This is a genomic window from Thalassospira lohafexi, assembly GCF_002844275.1.
Classification (GTDB): Bacteria; Pseudomonadota; Alphaproteobacteria; order Rhodospirillales; family Thalassospiraceae; genus Thalassospira; species Thalassospira lohafexi.
The window spans coordinates 475,411-496,987 of sequence record NZ_NXGX01000001.1 but is presented as its reverse complement, the minus strand read 5'-3'; the positions used below and the strand labels follow the sequence as shown (position 1 = coordinate 496,987).

At 53.6% G+C, this 21,577-nt stretch carries 15 protein-coding genes and 1 tRNA gene; 2 read left to right on the top strand and 14 right to left on the bottom strand.

Going from position 1 to position 21,577, the window contains the following annotated elements; translation table 11 throughout:
• Positions 1-231: 231 nt before the first annotated feature.
• Complete coding sequence (locus COO92_RS02240) at positions 232-1,062, top strand: amidohydrolase family protein (RefSeq protein ID WP_101299514.1); 831 nt, start codon at positions 232-234, stop codon at positions 1,060-1,062.
• 100 nt (positions 1,063-1,162) lie between these two features.
• Here the strand turns inward: COO92_RS02240 and COO92_RS02235 are convergent, their stop codons facing one another.
• The 12 genes from COO92_RS02235 to COO92_RS02180 all read right to left on the bottom strand — a co-directional run bounded on the left by COO92_RS02235 (position 1,163) and on the right by COO92_RS02180 (position 17,893).
• Entirely contained in the window at positions 1,163-4,471 is a 3,309-nt protein-coding gene (locus COO92_RS02235) for an error-prone DNA polymerase (protein ID WP_101299512.1), read from the bottom strand.
• A 3-nt stretch (positions 4,472-4,474) separates the two neighbouring features.
• The gene (locus tag COO92_RS02230; protein ID WP_101299511.1) at positions 4,475-6,073 is read right to left on the bottom strand and encodes a Y-family DNA polymerase; all 1,599 of its coding nucleotides are present in this window, start codon (positions 6,071-6,073) and stop codon (positions 4,475-4,477) included.
• Positions 5,991-6,770: an ImuA family protein gene (locus COO92_RS02225; protein WP_101299509.1), complete on the bottom strand. Its 780-nt coding sequence runs from the start codon at positions 6,768-6,770 to the stop codon at positions 5,991-5,993. Before COO92_RS02225 ends, COO92_RS02230 begins: the two co-directional genes overlap by 83 nt.
• 384 nt (positions 6,771-7,154) lie before the next feature.
• A complete protein-coding gene (iolB, locus tag COO92_RS02220) occupies positions 7,155-7,958 on the bottom strand; it encodes a 5-deoxy-glucuronate isomerase (protein WP_101299507.1) in 804 nt (267 codons plus the stop codon).
• Positions 7,958-8,863, bottom strand: coding sequence for a myo-inosose-2 dehydratase (iolE, locus tag COO92_RS02215; RefSeq protein WP_101299506.1), 906 nt, complete (start codon positions 8,861-8,863; stop codon positions 7,958-7,960). The genes iolB and iolE overlap by 1 nt, the downstream gene beginning before the upstream one ends.
• A gap of 4 nt (positions 8,864-8,867) precedes the next feature.
• Complete coding sequence (gene iolD / locus COO92_RS02210; protein WP_101299504.1) at positions 8,868-10,697, bottom strand: 3D-(3,5/4)-trihydroxycyclohexane-1,2-dione acylhydrolase (decyclizing); 1,830 nt, start codon at positions 10,695-10,697, stop codon at positions 8,868-8,870.
• On the bottom strand, positions 10,694-12,607 hold the full coding sequence (locus tag COO92_RS02205; RefSeq protein WP_101299502.1) for a bifunctional 5-dehydro-2-deoxygluconokinase/5-dehydro-2-deoxyphosphogluconate aldolase: 1,914 nt from the start codon (positions 12,605-12,607) through the stop codon (positions 10,694-10,696). Before COO92_RS02205 ends, iolD begins: the two co-directional genes overlap by 4 nt.
• A complete protein-coding gene (locus COO92_RS02200; protein ID WP_022734420.1) occupies positions 12,607-13,386 on the bottom strand; it encodes an ATP-binding cassette domain-containing protein in 780 nt (259 codons plus the stop codon). The genes COO92_RS02205 and COO92_RS02200 overlap by 1 nt, the downstream gene beginning before the upstream one ends.
• Positions 13,386-14,483, bottom strand: a complete 1,098-nt coding sequence (locus tag COO92_RS02195) for an ABC transporter permease (protein WP_101299500.1) — start codon at positions 14,481-14,483, stop codon at positions 13,386-13,388. Before COO92_RS02195 ends, COO92_RS02200 begins: the two co-directional genes overlap by 1 nt.
• A 74-nt stretch (positions 14,484-14,557) precedes the next feature.
• Entirely contained in the window at positions 14,558-15,499 is a 942-nt protein-coding gene (locus COO92_RS02190) for a sugar ABC transporter substrate-binding protein (protein WP_101299498.1), read from the bottom strand.
• Between the two features lie 426 nt (positions 15,500-15,925).
• Complete coding sequence (gene iolG / locus COO92_RS02185) at positions 15,926-16,930, bottom strand: inositol 2-dehydrogenase (RefSeq protein ID WP_101300016.1); 1,005 nt, start codon at positions 16,928-16,930, stop codon at positions 15,926-15,928.
• Between the two features lie 132 nt (positions 16,931-17,062).
• Entirely contained in the window at positions 17,063-17,893 is an 831-nt protein-coding gene (locus tag COO92_RS02180) for a MurR/RpiR family transcriptional regulator (protein ID WP_101299497.1), read from the bottom strand.
• 107 nt (positions 17,894-18,000) lie between these two features.
• Between COO92_RS02180 and COO92_RS02175 the strand changes: the two genes are divergently transcribed.
• Complete coding sequence (locus COO92_RS02175) at positions 18,001-19,128, top strand: Gfo/Idh/MocA family protein (protein ID WP_101299495.1); 1,128 nt, start codon at positions 18,001-18,003, stop codon at positions 19,126-19,128.
• Between the two features lie 102 nt (positions 19,129-19,230).
• On the opposite strand, the gene COO92_RS02170 is transcribed toward COO92_RS02175, so the two are convergent.
• Positions 19,231-19,304, bottom strand: a tRNA-Ile gene (locus tag COO92_RS02170).
• 106 nt (positions 19,305-19,410) lie between these two features.
• A complete protein-coding gene (rpoD, locus tag COO92_RS02165) occupies positions 19,411-21,504 on the bottom strand; it encodes an RNA polymerase sigma factor RpoD (RefSeq protein WP_022731304.1) in 2,094 nt (697 codons plus the stop codon).
• Between the last annotated feature and the right edge of the window lie 73 nt (positions 21,505-21,577).

Genomic DNA, 21,577 nt, shown 5'->3' with positions numbered 1-21,577 from the left:
CTCCCTAAATGGAACGGTCTTCTCCAACTGGCTTTGGCTTCCGCTGCCGTTATTTTGTTAATTTCATATTCGGAAGCATCTTTTATATTTAAACTTGACTTCGATAGCGAGTCAAGTTGAACTCACCAAAGAAATCGCTTAGCCCGTGAAAAAACACAGGATATCCTGCATATCCCACGTGAAATCCCCAATAAGGCCACGCAAAAAAGATCAGGACAAAGAGGAACCTTCATGTTTATCGACACCCATCTTCATCTGGTTTCCCGTCAACTCATCACATACCCTTGGTTGACGGATGTCCCCGCACTCAACCGTGACTGGACCTATGATGAGTATGAAAGCACGGCCAAACGCATTGGCATTGCAGGTGTCTTGCACATGGAAGTTGACTGCGCGCCGGAATTTATCGAAACCGAAAATGCCTTGATCGCCGACCTGATGGCGCGCCCGGGGAGTTTGATGCGCGGGGCCATTTCATCGGCCCGGCCCGAAGCAGAAGATTTTACCAGCTTCCTCGATCGCCTCGATCCGAAAGTGGTCAAAGGCATCCGCCGCGTATTACACGTCGTTCCCGATGAACTTTCACAAGACACCGGTTTTCGCGCGAACGTTGGACTGATCGGTAAAAAGGGCCTGCCCTTTGACATCTGTGTCAGCCAACGCCAACTTGAATTGGCAATCGATCTTGCCGACGCCTGCCCCAATACGGTCTTCGTGCTCGACCATTGCGGTGTCCCTGACATTGCCGGGGATGGGTACAAAGATTGGGAAAAATCAATCACACGCCTTGCTGAACGCCCGCATGTAAATGCAAAGATTTCGGGCATTTCGGCCTATGCCGCCCCCGACTGGACGCTTGAGACGCTGCGCCCCTATGTCGAACATATTATTGAAAGCTTTGGCTGGGATCGTGTGGTGTGGGGATCAGACAGCCCGGTTTGCACGCTGAATTCGTCGCTGGACCAGTGGATGGCCGCAACGCAGGCCCTGATTGCAGGCGCATCAGAAACCGAACGCGCTGCGTTTGCCAGCGGCAATGCCAAGCGGATCTGGAACATTTAGTCTGGAAATAAACTGCGCCAATACTCAAGACTTAAGCCCTGTACAGATCATGGTGAACGTCTCTAGAAGCTTCAACCCGACCGAGGTCAAGCCTCCACCATTAGTGGAAATCATGACTGTCGACTTTCAAGCTTGGCGTTTTTTGGGGTTTGGACACGCCTGACGAGCTTAAACTGTCCAATCCTGTCGCCCACCTCAGATTGCGTGGATGTGTGTTGTTGCTGCGCGCAATTTTTGTGTTTTCATTCATGTTTTGCAGCATGCCGGTCAGATCGACCAATTTATCTGCAATGATATGGGTAACTCCATCTTCACGCTGGAGCTTGCCGGTCACGCCAAGGACGGTGGCGGTCATGATCTCGCGCCGGAACTTTTCCATGACCTTGCTCCAGACCACCAGATTGACAATGCCCGCCTCATCCTCAAGTGTGATAAAAACCACCCCGGATGCAGTCCCCGGGCGTTGGCGTACAATGGCAAGACCAGCATGGGTCACCCGGTCCCCGTCTTTCAAATTGGGCAGGTCGGATGCCTTGCATATGCCCGCCGCGGCCAACGCATCGCGCAGCATGGTCATCGGGTGCCCCTTTAACGACAGGCGCAGGCTGGCGTAATCCTCAACAATCTCTTCGCCTGGTCCCATGACAGGCAAATCGACCGGCGCTTCGGCACCGAACTCAGCCGAAACCCCCATATTGTGATTGAAGTTCTGGGCTGCTTCAAACAGCGGTAAAACTGGCGGTGCCTTGCGCCCCTTGCCAAAACGCCGCACCGCCCAAAGGGCCTCACGCCGGGACAGCCCAAGCGATCCAAACGCATCCGCCTCGGCCAGCTTTTCAAGTGCTGCGGGCGAAAGTCCCGTTTGACGGGCCATTAGATACAGATCCTGATACCCGCCCAATGGTCGGTTATCCATCACGGCCAAGGCGTCAAGCGCGCCAAATCCCCGGATTTGGCGAAATCCCAACCGCACAGAATGATAGCCGCCATGACGCCCCAATTCCCGTTCCAGCCGATTGTCCCAGAAACTGTGATTGATATCGATCTCCAACACACGCACACCGTGACTTTTGGCATCCGCAACAAGTTGTGCCGGGGCATAAAACCCCATCGGCTGAGCATTGAGAAGCGCGCAGAGGAAAACATCCGGGTGATGGCATTTCAGCCAGGATGATGCATACGCCAGAATGGCAAAACTCGCCGCATGGCTTTCGGGAAACCCGTAATCGGCAAAGCCTTCAATCTGTTTAAAGCAACGCTCGGCAAACTCTTGATCGTAGCCATTCCTGAGCATGCCATTGATAAATTTGTCGCGATGTTCGCCAATCGTACCGGTGCGTTTAAAGGTTGCCATTGCCCGTCTAAGATTGTCGGCCTCCCCCCCGGAATACCCCGCCGCGACAATTGCGATCTGCATCGCCTGTTCCTGAAACAGCGGCACGCCACAGGTGCGTTTGAGAACGGCTTCAAGCTCCCTTGACGGGTAATCAACCTTTTCGCGTTTCATCCGCCGCTGCAAAAACGGATGCACCATCCCGCCTTGAATCGGGCCCGGTCGAACAATGGCGACCTGGATCGTAAGGTCATACAAACTGCGCGGTCTCAGACGCGGCAACATGCTCATTTGCGCACGCGATTCCACCTGAAACGTGCCGATGCTGTCGGCCTTGGCCAGCATGTCATACACTTTGCCGTCTTCCTTGGGCAGAGTGGCAAGCGTGTAATCGATATTCTTATGGTCGCGTAACGCATCAAACGCCTTGCGTATGCAGGTCAACATGCCAAGGGCAAGCACATCGACCTTAAGAATCCCCAACGCATCAATGTCATCCTTATCCCATTCAATGGTGGTGCGATCCGCCATTGCCGCATTGGCAATCGGGGACAACTCACAAAGCGGTCCACGCGTAATCACAAACCCGCCGACATGTTGCGAGAGATGGCGGGGAAAGCCGGTCAACTCGCCAGCCAGGCCCAACACGGCTTTCAACCGGGGTTCATCGGGATGAATGCCTGACTGGCGCATCATGTCCTCATGTGCCCCCTTACTGCCCGATCCCCAGATGGTTTTGGTCAGTTTGACAATCGTGTCTTCCGACAGGCCAAACACCTTGCCGACATCACGAATGGCACTGCGCGACCGATATGAAATTACGGTTGCCGTCAAACCGGCACGGTCCCGACCATAACGTTCATAGATATGCTGAATGACTTCTTCGCGGCGTTCATGTTCAAAATCAACGTCGATGTCAGGCGGCTCATTGCGCGCATTGCTGATAAAGCGTGAAAACAGCAATTCAACCTTGGCCGGATCAACCGATGTGACATGCAGGCAAAAACAAACCGATGAATTGGCCGCCGATCCGCGTCCCTGACAAAGAATATTTCGCGACCGGGCAAAAGCGACAATGTCATGCACGGTTAGAAAATAGGGCGAAAAGCCAAGTTCATCGATCAGTTTCAGCTCGGTTTCAATCAAATCGCGAACCTTGTCAGGAATGCCATCAGGATAACGTTTCTTCGCCCCTTCCCAAGTCAGGCGAACAAGGCGCTCTTGGGTGCCTTCGCCTGATCCATCATTTTCATCGGGATATTCATATGTCAGTTCTGTAAGGCTAAAGCGACATTGATCGGCAATTTCGACCGTCCGGGCCAACCATTGGGGATGATCGGGAAACAGACGCGCCATCTCGTACGGCGATTTGATGTGGCGCTCCCCATTGGGGAACAGGCGATATCCGGCATCCTCAATTGTACAATGATGACGAATACAGGTCAGGACATCCTGCAATGGCTTACGTGACCGCAGATGCATGTGCACATCATTGGTAACCACGGCAGGAATACCAAGATCGGTCTCGACGGCCTCGGTAAAGGCCAGCCTTTCACTATCAAATCCATCCATGAAACGTCCAACCGCCAGCCAGAGCTTCCCGGCGAAATGGCCTTGAAGTCGCACCAACTCAAGACGAAAGGCGTCATCAGGCACCTGTGGCGGCACGACAATAAACAGCTGACCTTCGGCATGGTCGAGAATCTCAGAAAGATAAATTTCGCACGATCCCTTGGGGGCACGGCGCTTGCCAACAGTCAGCAGCCTGCACAATCGGGCATAGGCGGCCCGATCCGTCGGATAACACAGCAAGGAGGACGCATCGACAGGATCAATCCGGCAGCCAACCACATAGTTCAGCCGGTCCTTATAATGCGCATGAGCACTGTGGCCACGCACGACACCGGCCAAACTATTACGGTCGGTAATTGCAATCGCATGCAGCCCCTTGGTGGCGGCACTCAAAACCAATTCTTCGGCATGTGAGGCCCCACGCAGAAAGGAAAAATTGCTGCTGACCTGAAGTTCGGCATAGCCGGTTTTATCCGGGATCGCTGGGGGGATGTCTTGCGTCATGATCTATCCCCCAAACAGGCCATGAACGGACCAGATATCTTGCCCGAACGAGCCACTTCGAAACAGCCACAGCATCCGGCCTTTCTGATCACACACCCGGAAATAATCGCGGGTCTGCTGGCTTAGGGCAAAGTCATGCCGGTCCAGATGCTCCCACCATTCAGGGCAAATGCGTTCGGGTCCCTCGGCACGCAGAATTTCGACAATCATCTTGCGCCAGCGCAGTCTAATCGGGGTCCCTGTATCACTGCGCGCAAGAATATCGACAGGCTCAGGCGGATCAATCAGGCGCACCGGCCGACGGGGCAGGCTCACGTTATCAAGCCGCATCGGCTTGACCGGTCCCGTAACGGCCTGACGGACGGCGGCCCGTTCAGGCAGGTGGCTGGCATGATGCCCCGGGTAAAACAGGCTATCGTCCGCCCCCAGATGATGCGTGATCCGGTCAACCAATTGCGCAAGGGCGATGGTTCCGCCACTGTCATCCTGCTTTTGATCCAGCCGGACCTGACGAAAGGTGACATGTTCAACCCAGGGCGCATAAAGGACGACCTGCTCAATGCCAAACCCGGCATCCACACCGGGCATTTTTTCCGCAAGAAGCCGCAGGATATGAAGCTCGATCTGGCACGGACTGCCGGTTGTCACAGCAATCGTATGGGTATGCCCATCGACCTGTATACAGCGCAAAACGACACGGCGCAGACCCAGATTTTCGCCCCGAAGTCTTTCGCACAGCTCCGCCATCATGGCCTCAACCGCCTGCGCAAGGGTGACGGCATCGCCCAATGGTTCGCCAAAACTGCGTCCGATCAGCCAGCGATGTTCGGGCAATTCAAAACTCAGATGTTCCGGCAGACGGCCATAAAACTGATCAAGGCGTTGCAAAACATCCGGCCCCAGCCGGGTGGTGATGTTCGCACGCGGTAATGGCGTAATATCGCCAAGACGTTTGAGCCCAAGTCGGGAAAGCAAGGTCAAAACATCATCCGTTAGCCTGAGACAGGACACAGGAAATCGCGCAGAAACCCTATGATCGCGCGGCAGATGCAGGATGCGCTGATCGGGCGCATCAGGATGACAGCGTGCCGCTGCCCAAGCCGCCCCGGCTGTATCGGCAATCGCGGCACGCGCATGCATGCCACGTGCCTGCACATCACGCAAAACCTGCCCCAGCATTGCCGATTCACCGCCAAATAAATGGCTCCCGCCCGTAATGTCGAGCCACAAGCCCGCGTCCCCCTGCAAGCTTTGGGTATGCAGCATACGGTCTGGTGCGATCCATGGGCTGTAGCGATCCATAAACTGGATCAGACGGGTTAGTTCCGATTGATAACGGTCGGGTTCTTCGGGAATATTCGTCAGATCAGGCAATATGCTGCGTGCATCCGACAAGCGCATGGCACCATGTAGCCCCGCCTGATACGCAGCACCATTCAATCCGCACACCAGAACGCCTTTGGGATCAACACGCGTGATGATCAGTGGCACACCGACCTTGTTGGGGCTTTGCCGTGTTTCATCCCCGCATGCGGACGGCGCGATCCGATGGCAGTCGACTTTCCATTGCGTTAACCACAGATATAGAAAACGTTGCTGCATTGATCTCAACTCTCCAGCCGCCCGGTCGAACCCCACGTCCCCCGATCAGGCTGAGATGATGAATATTTCCTGTACTGTTTGTCTTCCGGTCATCGGAAGGTTCGATTTTCCAGCGTGTTAGCGCACTGGATGGTGCAAGACGGTTGGTCTGTTGCGCCCTTCTCAGCACGATCAAACGGGTCCCGGCTTTCTCACACGCCAGTTGCAGACGTCGGGCCGCCGTCAAACCATAGTCGGTTGTCTCCAGAATAACCGATGCGACCTGCCCGGATTTGGCAACTTCTTCACATGCCCAAAGAGCCGTAACCTGCTGCCCGGTCGTCATCATCAAGGGCGGCGGACCCGATGCCAGATCAGGCAAGGACAAGTGATAAAAACGTCCCTGATCAATGGCCCGCCGCTGCCTGATCCAAAAGACAGATTTGCCACAAGGTCCTGTTTCACATTTATTTTCGCCAATCTGCGCAAGATGCCACGCCAGAACCGATGCGGGCCCATCGTCATGGCCACAAACCACTTCATGCAAGCCAACAGATCGAATACCGACAGGGCCAATATGCCGGGATAGCGACACATTCCCAAAGGCATGTGAAATCACACCACCCGTCTCACCGTCCGGACAAGCAACCTGTCCTTTCCACTGTTTGTCGAGCTGTGCCAAGGCGGCACGCGCCTCATCAAGCCGTTCAGTTAACATCACGCACAACATATGTTCACTATTTGTTCTTTTCTAGGCGCGAACATACCCCAGAGTCAAATTGAAACTCCTGAGTATCCTCCCTTCCAAGCTATTGCAGCCTACCGGATTCTATCGATTTATCTTCTTCTATCAGAACCACATGACAACAAGGCTCAGAAGAACATCAATCAGAACAAACAGGTAGCTATTCTCCGGTCATAATTCCAAATTATGACCCGCGGGAAAAGTATGGCATTTCGTTGGGAGATTTAAGTAAATACTCATTTGATATGAGTATTTACTTAGTACCAGAAAAGACGACATCTACTTGCATGTACACCAACGAGAAAAGCCTTCAAATGGCTCAGCCGCATTCGCGGAAAACTCTCGATTAGTCTGCAATCACTTGCTATCGCGCTGGAATATCCAGTCATGATCTGGATGGTTTTGGAAGCGCCATTTGCGCATCGGTCCGGCCATGACGTTAAGATAATACATCTCATAGCCATATGGACTGCCGCACGGATGATGGCCCTTGGGCACCAGAACAACATCGCCATCTGAAACCGCCATGGTTTCATCCAACTCGCCATCCTCGGTGAAGACCCGCTGGAACCCAAACCCCTGAGCAGGGTTAAGGCGATGATAATAGGTCTCTTCAAGATAGGTCATGTCAGGATAGTTATCCTCATCATGACGATGGGGCGGATAACTTGACCAGTTGCCTTGCGGAGTAAACACCTCGGTCACCAGCAGGCTATCGGCAATGTCTTTATCTTCCATCGCAATCGGATGAATATAGCGGGTATTGGCCCCTTTGCCACGCTCAACCAGTTCGATATCACTGATCACCCCTGCCGGGTAATTTCCCTTGCCCGGTGCGGTACAAACCGCAAGCGTACAATCCGTCGTGGCCACCGCTTTCCAGTTCGCTTCATTGGGCGCATAGACGCAAGCTGGCGGGATCCGCTCAAAAACGCTCATACGTTTGCCAAGTTCGCCGAAATCCTGATCATCGACAGAAATGCTTGCCTTGCCTTCGACCAGAACCAGAATGACTTCACGATCCCCTGTTGCTTCGGCAGCACTTTCGCCCGCTTTCAGGTGATACAGACCAAACCCGACATATCCCCAATTGGCATCTTTGGCGGTAATGTCATGTACCTTGCCCTGTGTTCCACTTGGTTTTCTAAGCAGGTCTGCCATCAGATGTCTCCTTTATCCAGTCCGGTTTTCTCGGCCATATCGCGGAGCGATTTCAATCCCAGTGACTGGTATTCAAACGGGTTGCGCACATTGGGGTCCTGTTCGGCCTCAATCACCAGCCAACCGGAATAACCGTGTTCACCCGCTATTTTCAGGACCGGTTCAAACGCAACGCCACCTTCGGCGTCCCCTGGGACGGTAAAGACACCACGGCGCACACCTTCAAGGAAGCTCAAGCCCTCTTCACGGACCTGTTTGCTGATCGTCGGGCGCACGTTTTTACAATGGATATGCCCAACACGGTCCATGTAACGGGTCGCCAATTCTTTGGGGTCGGCGCCGCCAAACCATGCGTGTCCGGTATCGAGCAACAATTTGGTTTTCGGGCCGGTATTGGCCATAAAGGCATGAATTTCATCGGCAGTTTCAACAATCGTGCCCATGTGATGGTGATAGACCAGATCAATCCCCTGATCGGCACAATAGGCCGCAATCAGTTCAACATCCGCGCCAAACTTTGCCCATTGATCACCAACCAGAACCGGGCTGTCATTAAGGGCGGCATCATCATTACCATGAATGGCGTTTGAGGTTTCGCATACGATGCAAACCTTGCAGCCCATGGCTTTGAGCAAATCAAGATGTGGTTGAATGGCTTTTTTCTCATCCTCGACCGAATGGGTCAAAAGGTTCAGCGAATGCCAGCCAGATACGAATTGAAGACCATGGGGCTCAAGCGCTGCTTTTAAGGCAGACGGTTCTGTCGGCATTTTGTGGCCTTTTTCAATGCCGTCAAAGCCGATTTTTCCAGCTTCGGACAAACAGGTCTCAAGGCTGATTTCTGCGCCAAGGGTCTGGTCATCATCATTGGACCAGGCAATCGGATTGGTACCGTAAAGGATCATAATTCTAGTCTCCGGGGCGCTGGTTTTTCAGCGCAGCTTCGTAATTTTTGCGGGCTTCGTTCACCGTCGGGCGCACCGAAACTTCTGGCACGGCAACATCCCACCAATGACCACCGGCCTCAGTACTGGGCAGCGGATCGGTATCGATCACAATGACGTAGGATCGATCTGCCTTGCGTGCCCGCTCCATGGCGTCTTCAAGCTCGGTAATCGATGCAACTTTTTCAGAAACCGCCCCCATCGCACCGGCATGGGCGGCAAAGTCGATGGCAGATGGTTCAACATGGCGTGCGGTATCAAGAAGGTTGTTAAAACTTTCCCCGCCGGTCGCCATTTGCAACCGGTTGATACAACCAAAACCGCGGTTATCAAGGATTACCGTAATGATCTTGTGGCCCAGCATCACACTGGTCGCCAGTTCGGAATTCATCATCATGTAGGACCCATCCCCCACCATGACGACAACTTCACGATCCGGACGCGCCATCTTCACGCCAAGGCCACCGGCAATCTCATAGCCCATGCAGGAAAAGCCATATTCAACATGATATCCATTCGGCTTGGCCGCTTTCCAAAGCTTGTGCAACTCGCCGGGAAGCCCGCCAGCAGCACAGACCACAATGGTATCGTCATCCGTACTGCGCTGAACCGCACCGATCACCTGCGCATCGGTCGGCAAGGCATTGCCGGTTGGCAGGGCTGTGACACCATCAACCGCCTCAATCCAGCTTTTCTTAAGCGCCGGATCGACACTACGTGCTTGATGTTCGCCCAGCGCGCTGCTGAGCTCCGCCAGCGTTACCTTGGCATCGCCAACAACCGAAATTGCATCATGTTTTCGGGCGTCATAGGCCGCAACATTGATCGATAGAATGCGATGGTTCGGGCCTTTAAACAGCGCCCAGCTTCCCGTCGTAAAATCCTGAAGGCGCGTGCCCAACGCAATGATCAGATCAGCCTCTTCGGCAACGGCATTGGCACTACTTGCCCCGGTGACACCGATGGACCCAAGGTTAAGTGCGTCATCCCACGCCAAGGCGGATTTTCCCGCCTGAGTTTCAGCCACGGGGATATTATGACGATGGGCAAAGTCGCGCAGATCATCACATGCATCGGCATAATGCACGCCACCACCGGCAATGATCAGTGGCTTTTTTGCCACCTTGATCGCCGCAATCGCGGCGTCAATCTGGTCAAGGTCTGCACGCGGGCGCACCTGTTTCCATGTTTTTTGCACAAAGAAGTTTTCTGGCCAATCATAGGCTTCTGCCTGAACATCCTGACAGAACGCCAATGTGACCGGACCACACTCCACCGGATCAGTCAGTACAGCCATCGCACGCGGCAAGGCGGTCAAAAGCTGTTCTGGGCGGGTGATCCGGTCAAAATAGCGACTTACTGGTTTAAAGCAGTCATTGGCCGAAATCGTACCATCGCCAAAATCTTCTATCTGCTGCAAAACCGGGTCAGGTGCGCGATTGGCAAACACATCACCGGGCACAAGAAGAACCGGCAAACGGTTCACATGCGCCAGTGCCGCAGCGGTTACCATGTTGGTCGCCCCCGGCCCGATAGAGGTCGTCACCGTCATCGCACGTTTGCGATTGGATGCCTTGGCATAGGCAATGGCGGCATGCGCCATACCCTGCTCGTTATGACCGCGCCATGTCGGAAAATCATCGCCAATACCGTGCAAGGCCTCGCCAAGCCCCGCGACATTGCCATGCCCGAAAATCGCCCAGCACCCGCCAAAGAAGGGATCGCCATCACTGTTCATCTGACAACTAAGGTACCGCACCATTGCTTGGGCGGCGGTTAATCGAACGGTTTTCATGCCGCTCCTCCCGATTTTTTGCGCGCTGCGTCCCAGGTATCACACAGGGCGCGATATTTATTTGCCATTGAGACAACGGCATCTTCGTCCGTGATCGTACCGCTTAACCATTCGCGTGCAACACCGGCAAAGATGGTCCGCCCAACGGCAAAACCCTTGACCATGTCATACCGTGCCGCAACTTCGAAGCTTTCGACAAGCTCTGCCTCTGGTGCTTCAAGGCCCAGAACCACAATGCCCCGACAATAAGGATCATTTTTGGCAATGGCATCACAGGCATTGCGCCATGCCCCATCCGATTTCATTGGCTCAAGCTTCCACCAGTCGGGATAAACCCCGATATCGTAGAAACGTTCAATCACCTTGGCCGTGGTTTCATCATCGCAGTCGCGCACTTTCGACGGAATGACTTCCAGCAGGAATTCCAACCCGTTGGCCCGTGCCGCGTCAGCAAGGCGGACAATGGTTTCTTCCTGATCGGTCTTGGTCTGGGCGTCGTCATCGGGATGATAAAAACACAGGACCTTAACCACATGCTCGACCGGCCATTCTGCAAGCTTGGTACCAAGATCCGGTCCAATTTCAAGCTGCAAGGGACGCGATCCCGGCACTTCGACCGGACGTCCAATCCAAAGCCCGGTTCCCGCGGCCGCATAAAGTGCATCACGGCCCAATCGACGATCACACAGAATGCCGTATCCTACCTTATCGCCAGATACCGTCCGCGCCGCACGAAGGCAAAGTTCCTTGAACGGTCCAATGCGGTCACGGGAAACTTTTAGCTCATCAGCCAAATCTTCAAGCTGCATGCGATGGTCAAAGGCAAAGACCCGCATTTCCGGCCATGTGCCGGTTCGATTGGTTGACCAGTGGATTTGTTCAAGCTCTGCGTCATTGCGCAGTTCCGGGGTTTTCATTCCACGATCAAAGAAGAATTGAAGTTCTTCCCAACTCGGATAGGCAGGCGTACAGCCATGGCGCGACACCGCAAACGCCCCACATGCATTGGCGTATTTAAGTGACGTTTGCCAATCCTGATCAGTTAGCCAGCCTTTGAGCAGACCCGACATAAAGCCGTCACCCGCACCAAGGACGTTAAAGACATCAACCGCAAACCCCGGCCCGGAAATTCCATCATCAAGGTTCGTACCGATTTCGTCGGCAAAGGCCACCGCCCCCATCGGACCGCGTTTACACACAAGCGTCGCCTTCGAGATACTCCGAACATTTTCCAGCGCCTTTAGGGTATTTGTCGTCCCCCCGGCAATATGGAATTCTTCCTCGGTCCCCACGATCAGATCAAACAAATGCAGGGTTGCCTGCAATTCCTTGGTCACCGTGTCCGACGCAATGAAACGGTTTTCACCATCCCCATGTCCCGACAGCCCCAAAAGATTGGGACGGTAATCAATATCAAGGGCGGTTTTCGCACCACCATCGCGCGCCAGTTTTACAGCCTTAAGCACCGCAGCACGGGTTTTGGGATGCGATAGATGCGTTCCCGTAACCGTGACACAGCGTGCATCCGAAATGAAATCAGGATCGATATCATCTTCGCAGAGCGCCATGTCAGCACAGTTTTCGCGATAGAAAATCAACGGAAACTGTTCCTGATCGCGCACCCCAAGCAACACAAGTGCGCTCAGACGTTCCGGGTCGGTGACCACACCACGGACATCAACGCCTTCGGCGATCAATTTTTCGCGAATAAACCGGCCCATATGCTCATCCCCAACACGGGTGATCAGCGCAGATTTAAGTCCCAAACGCGCCGTACCGCATGCCATATTGGTCGGGGACCCGCCGATATATTTGTTGAACGACACCATGTCCTCTAGGCGCCCGCCAATCTGGGCCCCATAAAGGTCAACCGACGACCGTCCGATCGTGATGACATCAAGCCGCTTCATCAAACTGTCCCTCCGAGCGACCCTTCGAGCTGGGCAAGCTCCTGTCCGCCAGCCATCATATCCTGCAATTCTTCCGGTTTGATTTCGCCCCGCTTTGCCGTGCCATGGGTTTGGCCACGGTTCAACACGGTAAATCTGTCACCGACGGCCATTGCATGACGCACGTTATGGGTAATGAAAATCACCCCGATCCCGGATTTGCGCACCCGGTCGATGGTTGCCAGAACATTCGATGTCTGACGCACACCAAGGGCGGATGTCGGCTCATCAAGGATCAGGACCTTGGCCCCGAAATGAACCGCACGCGCAATTGCAACCGTCTGGCGCTCGCCGCCCGACAGGGTCCCAACTGCTTGTTCTGGTTCACGCAGGTTAATTCCCATGGATGACATTTCATCCATGGTCACCTTGTTGGCGTGTTTGAAATCGATCCATTTGAACGGGCCGAAACTTTTACGTGGCTCACGTCCCATCCAGAAATTGCGTGTCACCGACATAAGCGGGATCATTGCCAAATCCTGATAGACCGTGGCAATCCCGGCTTCCATCGCATCCCGCGGGCTGGAAAATGCGACATCCTGACCGCTAACCCGCATCACACCCTTGGTCGGTTTGTGAACCCCCGACATGGTTTTGATAAAGGTCGATTTCCCGGCACCATTGTCGCCCAGAAGACAATGACACTCCCCTTCCATGACATTGAAGGAAACACCTCCAAGGGCGATGACAGGACCAAAATGTTTTTCGATATTGTCCATTTCAATCAAAGGCGTGCTCATCACCGTTCTCCCGTAATCATGCGGCGGATATAGGTATTCATGATGACAGCAAAGATCAGGATACCCCCAAGGAACACTCGGAAAAGCGAGCTTTCAGCACCAGCAAAGAACAGGCCCTGCTGAACCACACCAAAGATCAGCGCGCCTAGTGCCGCCCCGATCACAGAGCCATATCCACCGGTCAAAAGCGCACCGCCAATGACCACACAAATGATGGCTTCAAATTCCTTGAGCAAACCACGATCTGCTGCGGCTGAGCCGAATTCCATCACCTGACAGGTGGCAAACACAGTTGCGCAAAAAGCGGTAAACATAAACATCAGGATTTTAACCCGGTTCACCGGAACACCGACATAACGTGCCGCCTGCGCATCACCACCCGATGCAAAAATCCAGTTCCCGAAACGTGTTTTGGTCAAAAGCCAGTGACCAAAAATGACAAGCCCAAGCGCCCAGACAACCAGCATCGGAATACCATCAACCACCGGCTGGCCCATACGCGATCCACGGGTAAAGGTCTCTATCACACCAATATCGCCCAACCACTGGAAGAGCCCCTTGAAGATCACACCGCCAAACAACCATGCCAGCGGGTCGCCTTCGGCTGCTTCTTTCACACCACCGATAATGGTTTGACGGGTCGTCAAAATGGAAAGCCAGATGGTCAGTCCGCGCAGAATATACAAAAATGCCAGTGTTACGATGAAACTGGGCAGGCCGGTCTTGATGACAAGGAACCCGTTCAGCGCCCCAATTGCCATGCAAACCACAAAGGCCGCAATGATCGAAAGCCAAATCGGCAAGCCCCATTGCACCGACAGAATGGCAATGACCACACCGGCAAAGCCGATCATGGAACCGACGGAAAGATCAAACTCGCCGGCAATCATCAACAGGCAGGCACCGACCGCAATGATCGCGAACTGCGCGGAAACAACGCCCCAGTTCTGAACACCTTCGGCGGAAAACATGCCGCTATCACCGGCAATCATAAAGAAGAAAACAAAGACCAGAATCGTACCGCAGATCGCTCCGAGTTCGGGCCTGATCATGGCACGGCGAATGGCTGAGACTTGCTTGATCCGCTCGTCCGACATGGCATTACTCTTTTAACTGATAGAAGGGGTGGCCAGGGGCGGCCAAACTGGCACGCCCCTGACGGGAGGGAGGTTTAACGATATTCGCCGGCGTATTTTTCGACCTGCGCAATATTGTCCTTGGTGATGAAACCCGGACCAGAATTGATATGACCGGACGGCAGAACGCCGTAACGGGCATAGTTGGTCAGAATGACGACCGGCAGATACCCTTGCAGATACGGCTGCTGATCAATCGCAAAGTCGATTTCGCCCGCTTTGATCGCATCGGCAATCTCGGATGAAAGATCGAATGTACCAAACATGATTTCACCCGCCAGACCAGAATCGCGAAGCGCAGCCAAGGTCGGATGGGCGGAATTCGGACCAAGGGTCAGAACCGCATCAACATCCTGATGAGAGTTCAAATATGCGCTGACCTTGTTTTTGACTTCCGACGGATCCTGACCGCTATCGATCATCTGGCTGCCAAGCTCAACACCAAGGGCGTCGGCAAAGCCACGGCAACGTTCGACCGATGCCGGGTTGGTGATGTAATGGTTCACACAGACAAAGCTTTTCGCACCGGCTGCGGCCGCGCGCTTTCCTGCGCCAAAACCGGCGTCATATTCTGGCTGACCGACATGCATCAGTGCGCCGAGTTTTTCGGACTGTTCCTGAGTACCAGAGTTAATCGTGATAACCGGAATGCCCTTATCAACTGCATCTTTAACCGGCCCCTGAAGGACGTTAAAGTCTGCGATGGTCACAATGATGCCATCCGGATTGGTTGCACTGGCCTGTTCGACAATACGTGCCATGTCGGCCAGATCGCCGGTCGGTGGGTTGCGATATTCAACTTCGACATCCATCTGGTCACCGGCGACCTGAATGGCATTCTTGATCACGTTCCACCAGCTATCTGAATCCGGTGCGTGGCTGATCAGAACAAATTTTTCATTTTCTGCGGATGCAGTCCCGGTCAAACCGGCAAATGCAAATGCTGCTGCCGCAACGGCAGTAAGCGCCTTTTTCATGAGTGCCTCCCTAGTGGCTGATAACGTTGGGGTTATCCCATTAGATTTATGTGATTTCCCGGCAATCGGTCGTCTTAATGCGTCCTTCTTGCCCATGACGGTGTGGGTCGAGCCCGATTCTTGAAACCGTTAATAGAATTTTTGTTCTATTTTTATGTAAAATCAACATTTTTTTTCTATTGCACTGCAAAATCGCGATATTTCAAACGCAGCGCACAGCTCTAAATCTCCGAGAACCGCCACTTAAATACCCTGCAAAATTCTGCGACGGCACCCACTGTAAAGAAGGCCGAAAACGCTACAAACTCGCGAATTCACGTGCCTTCTGAACGACTCGAATGCCGGGGATAGCTCCGCCAAAACAAAACCGGCGCAACCTGATCGCTGCGCCGGTGAAAAATCAGACCACTTAGGTACCTTTTGAAATCAGGCCGGGATTTCCTTTGCGACGTCCACGGTCCGCCCTTCGCGTGCGGACAAGGCCGCGGCCTCGGCAACGATCAGCGCATTGATGCCATCCTGCAAGGTCACCGGAAGCTCGGTGTCCCCCTCAACACCTTCGATGAAGCTGTTCCATTCGATTTGATAGGCTTTGGCATAGCGCTCAAGGAAGAAATGCTCGGGCTTGGCTTTGGTCGCACCGGCACGGGTGATGATCTCGACCGTGTTTTCCAGAACATTGTGCGCCGCCAGCAAGCCGTCTGATCCCAGAAATTCTATTCGCTGGTCATAGCCGTATGCCGCGCGGCGGCTGTTTTTAATCACCGCCATGCGCCCGCCGGAAAACTCAAGTGTGGTAATTGCCGTATCAAAATCACCAGCCTTACCGATTTCCGGATCAACGATGCTTGAACCGATTGCCGTAACTTTTTCCGGCAGTTCGCCATAAATCCAGCACGCCATGTCAAAGTCATGGATCGCCATATCGCGAAAGATACCGCCCGAAACCTTTACATAGCTGACCGGCGGCGGGGCGGGATCGAACGATGTGATCGACAGTAATTCACCCTTGCCGATTTCCCCCTTGTCGAACGCTGATTTCAGGCTGTTGAAATTGGGGTCAAAACGCCGGTTAAAGCCAACCATCACAGGCTTTCCATGCGGCTTGCAGCGTGCAAGGCAATCAACCGCACGCTTGAGGTCAAGATCAACCGGCTTTTCACACAGCACTGCCTTTCCTGCTGCGGTTGCCGCCTCCATCAGATCGGCATGGGTATCGGTCGATGTTGCGATCAAAACCGCATCAATCGCGGGATCAGCAATAATTTCTTCGCTGGTACGCACCACGGCGCCATGTACACGTGCAAGGTTCTGTGCGGCGTCATCAAATTTGTCAGACACGGCAACCAGTTCACTTTGCGGATGGGCGACAATATTAACCGCATGGACCTGACCAATACGCCCTGCGCCCAGCAAACCTATTTTAAGCATTCCGTTTTCCTTCCCTTCGGCGGTGTCGCCATGGTCTTGCGGATGTCTTTTGCATCCGTTTTTGGTGACATGTATTCCATCAACACTTGCCATGAATGGAATATTTATTCTGTTTTATAAAGTTTTCAATAATTATTTTCCATAAGCCAGTTTATCGCGTTTTGCCCCAACCGAAACCGCCAGCGCGATTGCCAATGAAATCGTTGCCGACAGCGCCCTAAAGGCGCCCACATCAACCTCGGAAACCGACAGCATCAGTGCATCGGTTTTACGCATTGGTCCGCTTAACGCGTCGCTGATTGCCACTACCTGACTTCCGATGTCATGGGCATAAGCTGCCAGATCAATCGTTTCCTGTGAATAGGGCGCAAAGGTAATCGCGATCACGACATCGCCCGTGCGAATCGCATGCCGGGGATTGAGGTTCCCCACACCATCATGCAGTACCGCAGCGATATCCATTTTCTCAAACGCATAGGACAGATAGCTCGCCACGGGAAAGGCACGACGAAATCCGACCACATGGATCATCGGGGCCGCCGCCAGCACATCAACCGCCTTTTCAAGGGTTTTCAGATCAACCGTTGAAGCAAGATTCTCAAGCGACAGACGCCCTGCCTCAACAAACTCGGCCAGCAAGGCACTGGGGCTGTCATCGCCGGTCGCGCGCAGGTTCTCAAGCCGGGTCGCATAATCAGGCCATTTCTGCGCATAGGTTTCGCGAAACATTTTCTGCATTTCAGAAAAGCCGGAAAACCCCATCAGTTGGCAAAACCGCATGAAAGCCGATGGCTGCACCCCGGCCCCTATCGAAAGTTCCGCAACGGTCGACACCGCAATCCGGTCGGTATTTTGCGCAACGAATTCGGCACATTGGCGCAACCTTTTGGGCATGGTTTCCGATATTTCAGCCAGCCGGTGATTGAATTCCTCAAGCGAAACGGGTGCGGTCTGATCACTCATGGCGGTTTGTTTTCCTGTTTTGATTCTGCTTGACGCACGTTGCGTTCCATGATCATCCATTAAATAGAACAAAAATTCTATTTTGGCTAGATGAGGAGTTCCAACAAATGAAATCGCTTGGCATTGGGTTGATTGGCACCGGTTTCATGGGCAAGGCCCACGCTTTGGCCTTTGGCGCGGCAAAGGCCGTTATGGGGGATGTTCCCGATTCTCATCTGGCTGTTTTGTGCGACACCCCGGCTGACAAGGCTGCACAAATGGCCGACCAGTTCGGTTTTGCTCACGCAACGGATGACTGGAAATCTCTGGTTGCCAGCCCGGATGTCGATATTGTTTCGATCACCACCCCCAACACCCTGCATTTCGACATGGCAATTGCCGCGATCAAGGCGGGCAAGCACGTCTATTGTGAAAAACCACTGGCACTCACCCTTGATCAAGCCCGCGAAATGCGGGACACCGCCCGTGCGGCCGGGGTTAAAACCATGGTTGGCTATAACTACATCAAAAACCCCGCCTTCACCCACGCCTGCCGGTTGGTGCAAAGTGGTGAAATCGGCAACATCGTTCATTTTCGTGGCTGGGTGGATGAGGATTACCAAGCAGACCCGTCCCTGCCCTGGACATGGCGTGCAAAACTATCGGATGCCGGGTTGGGGGCACTTGGTGATTTGGGCTGTCATCTTGTCTCGATGGCCTATGGCCTTGTTGGCCCGATTGAAAGCCTGATTGCCGACATGCAAACCGTCCATGCAACCCGCCCGCTGGCCGATGGCACCGGACGTGCCAATGTCGAAAACGAAGATACTGCCTCTGCACTGGTGCGCTTTGCCAACGGCGTGCAGGGCAGCCTTTCGACATCCCGTTCTGCCTGGGGACGTAAGAACCGGCTTGCGTGGGAAGTACATGGCACCAAGGGCATGATCTGCTTTGATCAGGAGCGCATGAACGAACTTCAGATTTACCGCAACACAGGCGACACATCACAGCAGGGCTTCACAACCATCCTGACCGGTCCGGAACACCCGCCCTATGGCCAGTTCTGTCCGGCACCGGGACATCAGCTTGGCTTTAATGACCTTAAAGTCATCGAAGCCACTGCCCTGCTCCGCGCCATCCGCGACAAGCATGCGGCCTACCCGGATTTCGACCACGCCTATGAGTTCGAAAAAACAATCCACGCCATCGCTCTATCCGCCCGAAATGGCCTGCGGGTGTCACTCTCGGATTTATAACCCCGAATTATGACAACTCAGTTGGCACTCAATCTTTAAAAAGTATGGGGGAGTTTGAGAGCGATGCAGCAATGCTCATATGATATGAACATTGCTGCACGGTAGGCCCGGAGGGACTTGAACCCCCAACCAGACCGTTATGAGCGGTCGGCTCTAACCAATTGAGCTACGGGCCCCCAAGAAACAATATGGGGTATAGAAAAGACCGCACCAGATCACTGGTGCGGTCCCGAAAACTAGCGATTTTCGGGCCAAGGTCAAGCCCGAACGTCGTGTTATTTCTTAATAATCGAGGAACGAACGCAATTTGCGTGAGCGTGACGGATGTTTGAGCTTCCGCAGCGCTTTTGCTTCGATCTGACGAATACGTTCGCGGGTCACAGAGAACTGCTGACCAACCTCTTCGAGAGTATGGTCGGTGTTCATACCAATCCCGAAACGCATCCGCAAAACACGTTCTTCACGCGGCGTAAGGGATGCCAAAACCCGCGTGGTAGTTTCACGCAGATTTGCCTGGATCGCCGCATCAAGCGGTTGAACAGCGTTTTTATCCTCGATGAAATCGCCCAGATGGCTGTCTTCCTCGTCCCCGATCGGGGTTTCGAGAGAGATAGGCTCTTTGGCAATTTTCAGAACCTTACGAACCTTTTCAAGCGGCATCTGCAGTTTTTCAGCCAGCTCTTCGGGGGTCGGTTCACGGCCGATTTCATGCAACATCTGGCGCGAGGTCCGAACCAGTTTGTTGATGGTCTCTATCATGTGGACCGGAATACGTATGGTCCGGGCCTGATCAGCAATAGAGCGCGTGATCGCCTGACGGATCCACCAGGTCGCATAGGTCGAGAATTTATACCCACGGCGGTATTCAAACTTGTCGACCGCCTTCATCAGGCCGATATTGCCTTCCTGAATAAGGTCGAGGAACTGAAGACCACGGTTGGTGTATTTTTTGGCAATCGAGATCACAAGACGCAGGTTGGCCTCAATCATCTCTTTCTTTGCACGGCCTGCTTCGCGTTCACCCTTGTTGACCACGCCATAAACACGGCGGAATTCACCAATCGGCAAACCAACTTCGGCAGAAACACCACCGATGCCTTCGCGCAAATTGGCAATTTCATCAGGATAACGTTCGATGAAGGCTTTCCAGCCCTTGCCCGGCAGGCCCGAAACACGTTCCATCCAGTTCGGGTCAAGCTCGTTGCCCTGATACTGTTTAACGAAATCAGGACGCTTGATTTTGCAGCGGTCGGCAAAGCGCAGAAGCTTACCTTCAAGGCCAAGCAAACGGTTGTTCAAGCCGGTCAGGTGATCAAGAAGCTCTTCAATCCGGAAGTTGTTCAGATGAACATCTTCCATCAGGTCGACCATCTCGTTCTTAAGCTTGTTGTAGCGCTTTTCGGTCGCGGCCGGCACGGCCTCGCCCTTATTATGCGCAACAAGACGCTGTTCCTGGGCTTTATGGAGTTTCTCGTAGGTCTTCGCAATCAGCTCAAACTTCTCAAGAACCTGCTCGGTCAGTTCTTCTTCCATTTTGGACAGAGAGACATTGACCTGCTCGTTCTCGTCATCGTCTTCATCGCTGTCGCGCGGGCCCTGAGCCTGTTCTTCTTCCTCGTCATCATCATCGGATTTTTCAGAAGTCTCGGACTCGTCTTCGTCGTCCTCCTCTTCCTCTTCACCAATGGTGTGCGGGGTTTCTGTTTCGGCCTCATCATCGTCGTCGTCATTGGCACTGTCGAAACTTTCGACATCTGCTTCCGGATCGACTTCCTCGGCATCGGCTTCTTCGCCGTCACTTTCCTGTGCGGCAATTTCCGCATCCGGGCCACCGCCATAGGTGGTCTCAAGGTCAATGACGTCACGCAGCAAAAGTTCACCAGCCTGGAGCTGGTCATGCCAATTGACAATCGCACGAATGGTCAGCGGGGATTCGCAAATCCCGCCAATCATCATGTCACGACCGGCCTCGATACGTTTGGCAATGGCGATTTCGCCTTCGCGCGACAGCAATTCGACACTGCCCATCTCGCGCAGATACATACGCACCGGATCATCGGTACGGCCCACATCGTCTTCAGAGATATTACCACGCGGATCAGCTTCTGCTTCCTCGCTGTCGTTATCATCTGAATCGTCACCATCGATGACATTGATGCCCATCTCATTGAGATTGCTCATCACGTCTTCGATCTGTTCCGACGAAAAATGCTCTGACGGCAAAGCCGCATTCAGTTCATCGACCGAGATGTGGCCTTTCTCTTTGCCCTTGGCAATGAGCTTTTTGATGGCCGACTTATATGTATCGAGAAGAGGTCCGTCTGCGTTTTCAGAAGAGTTCTTTTTCTCTTCAGCGTTCGAAGTCTTAGACGACATCTATTCCCCGTTTCCCGCTGGGTACATGTTCTGTACCGTTGTTGTCCCAAGCACTGTATTCTCAGCGCAAATC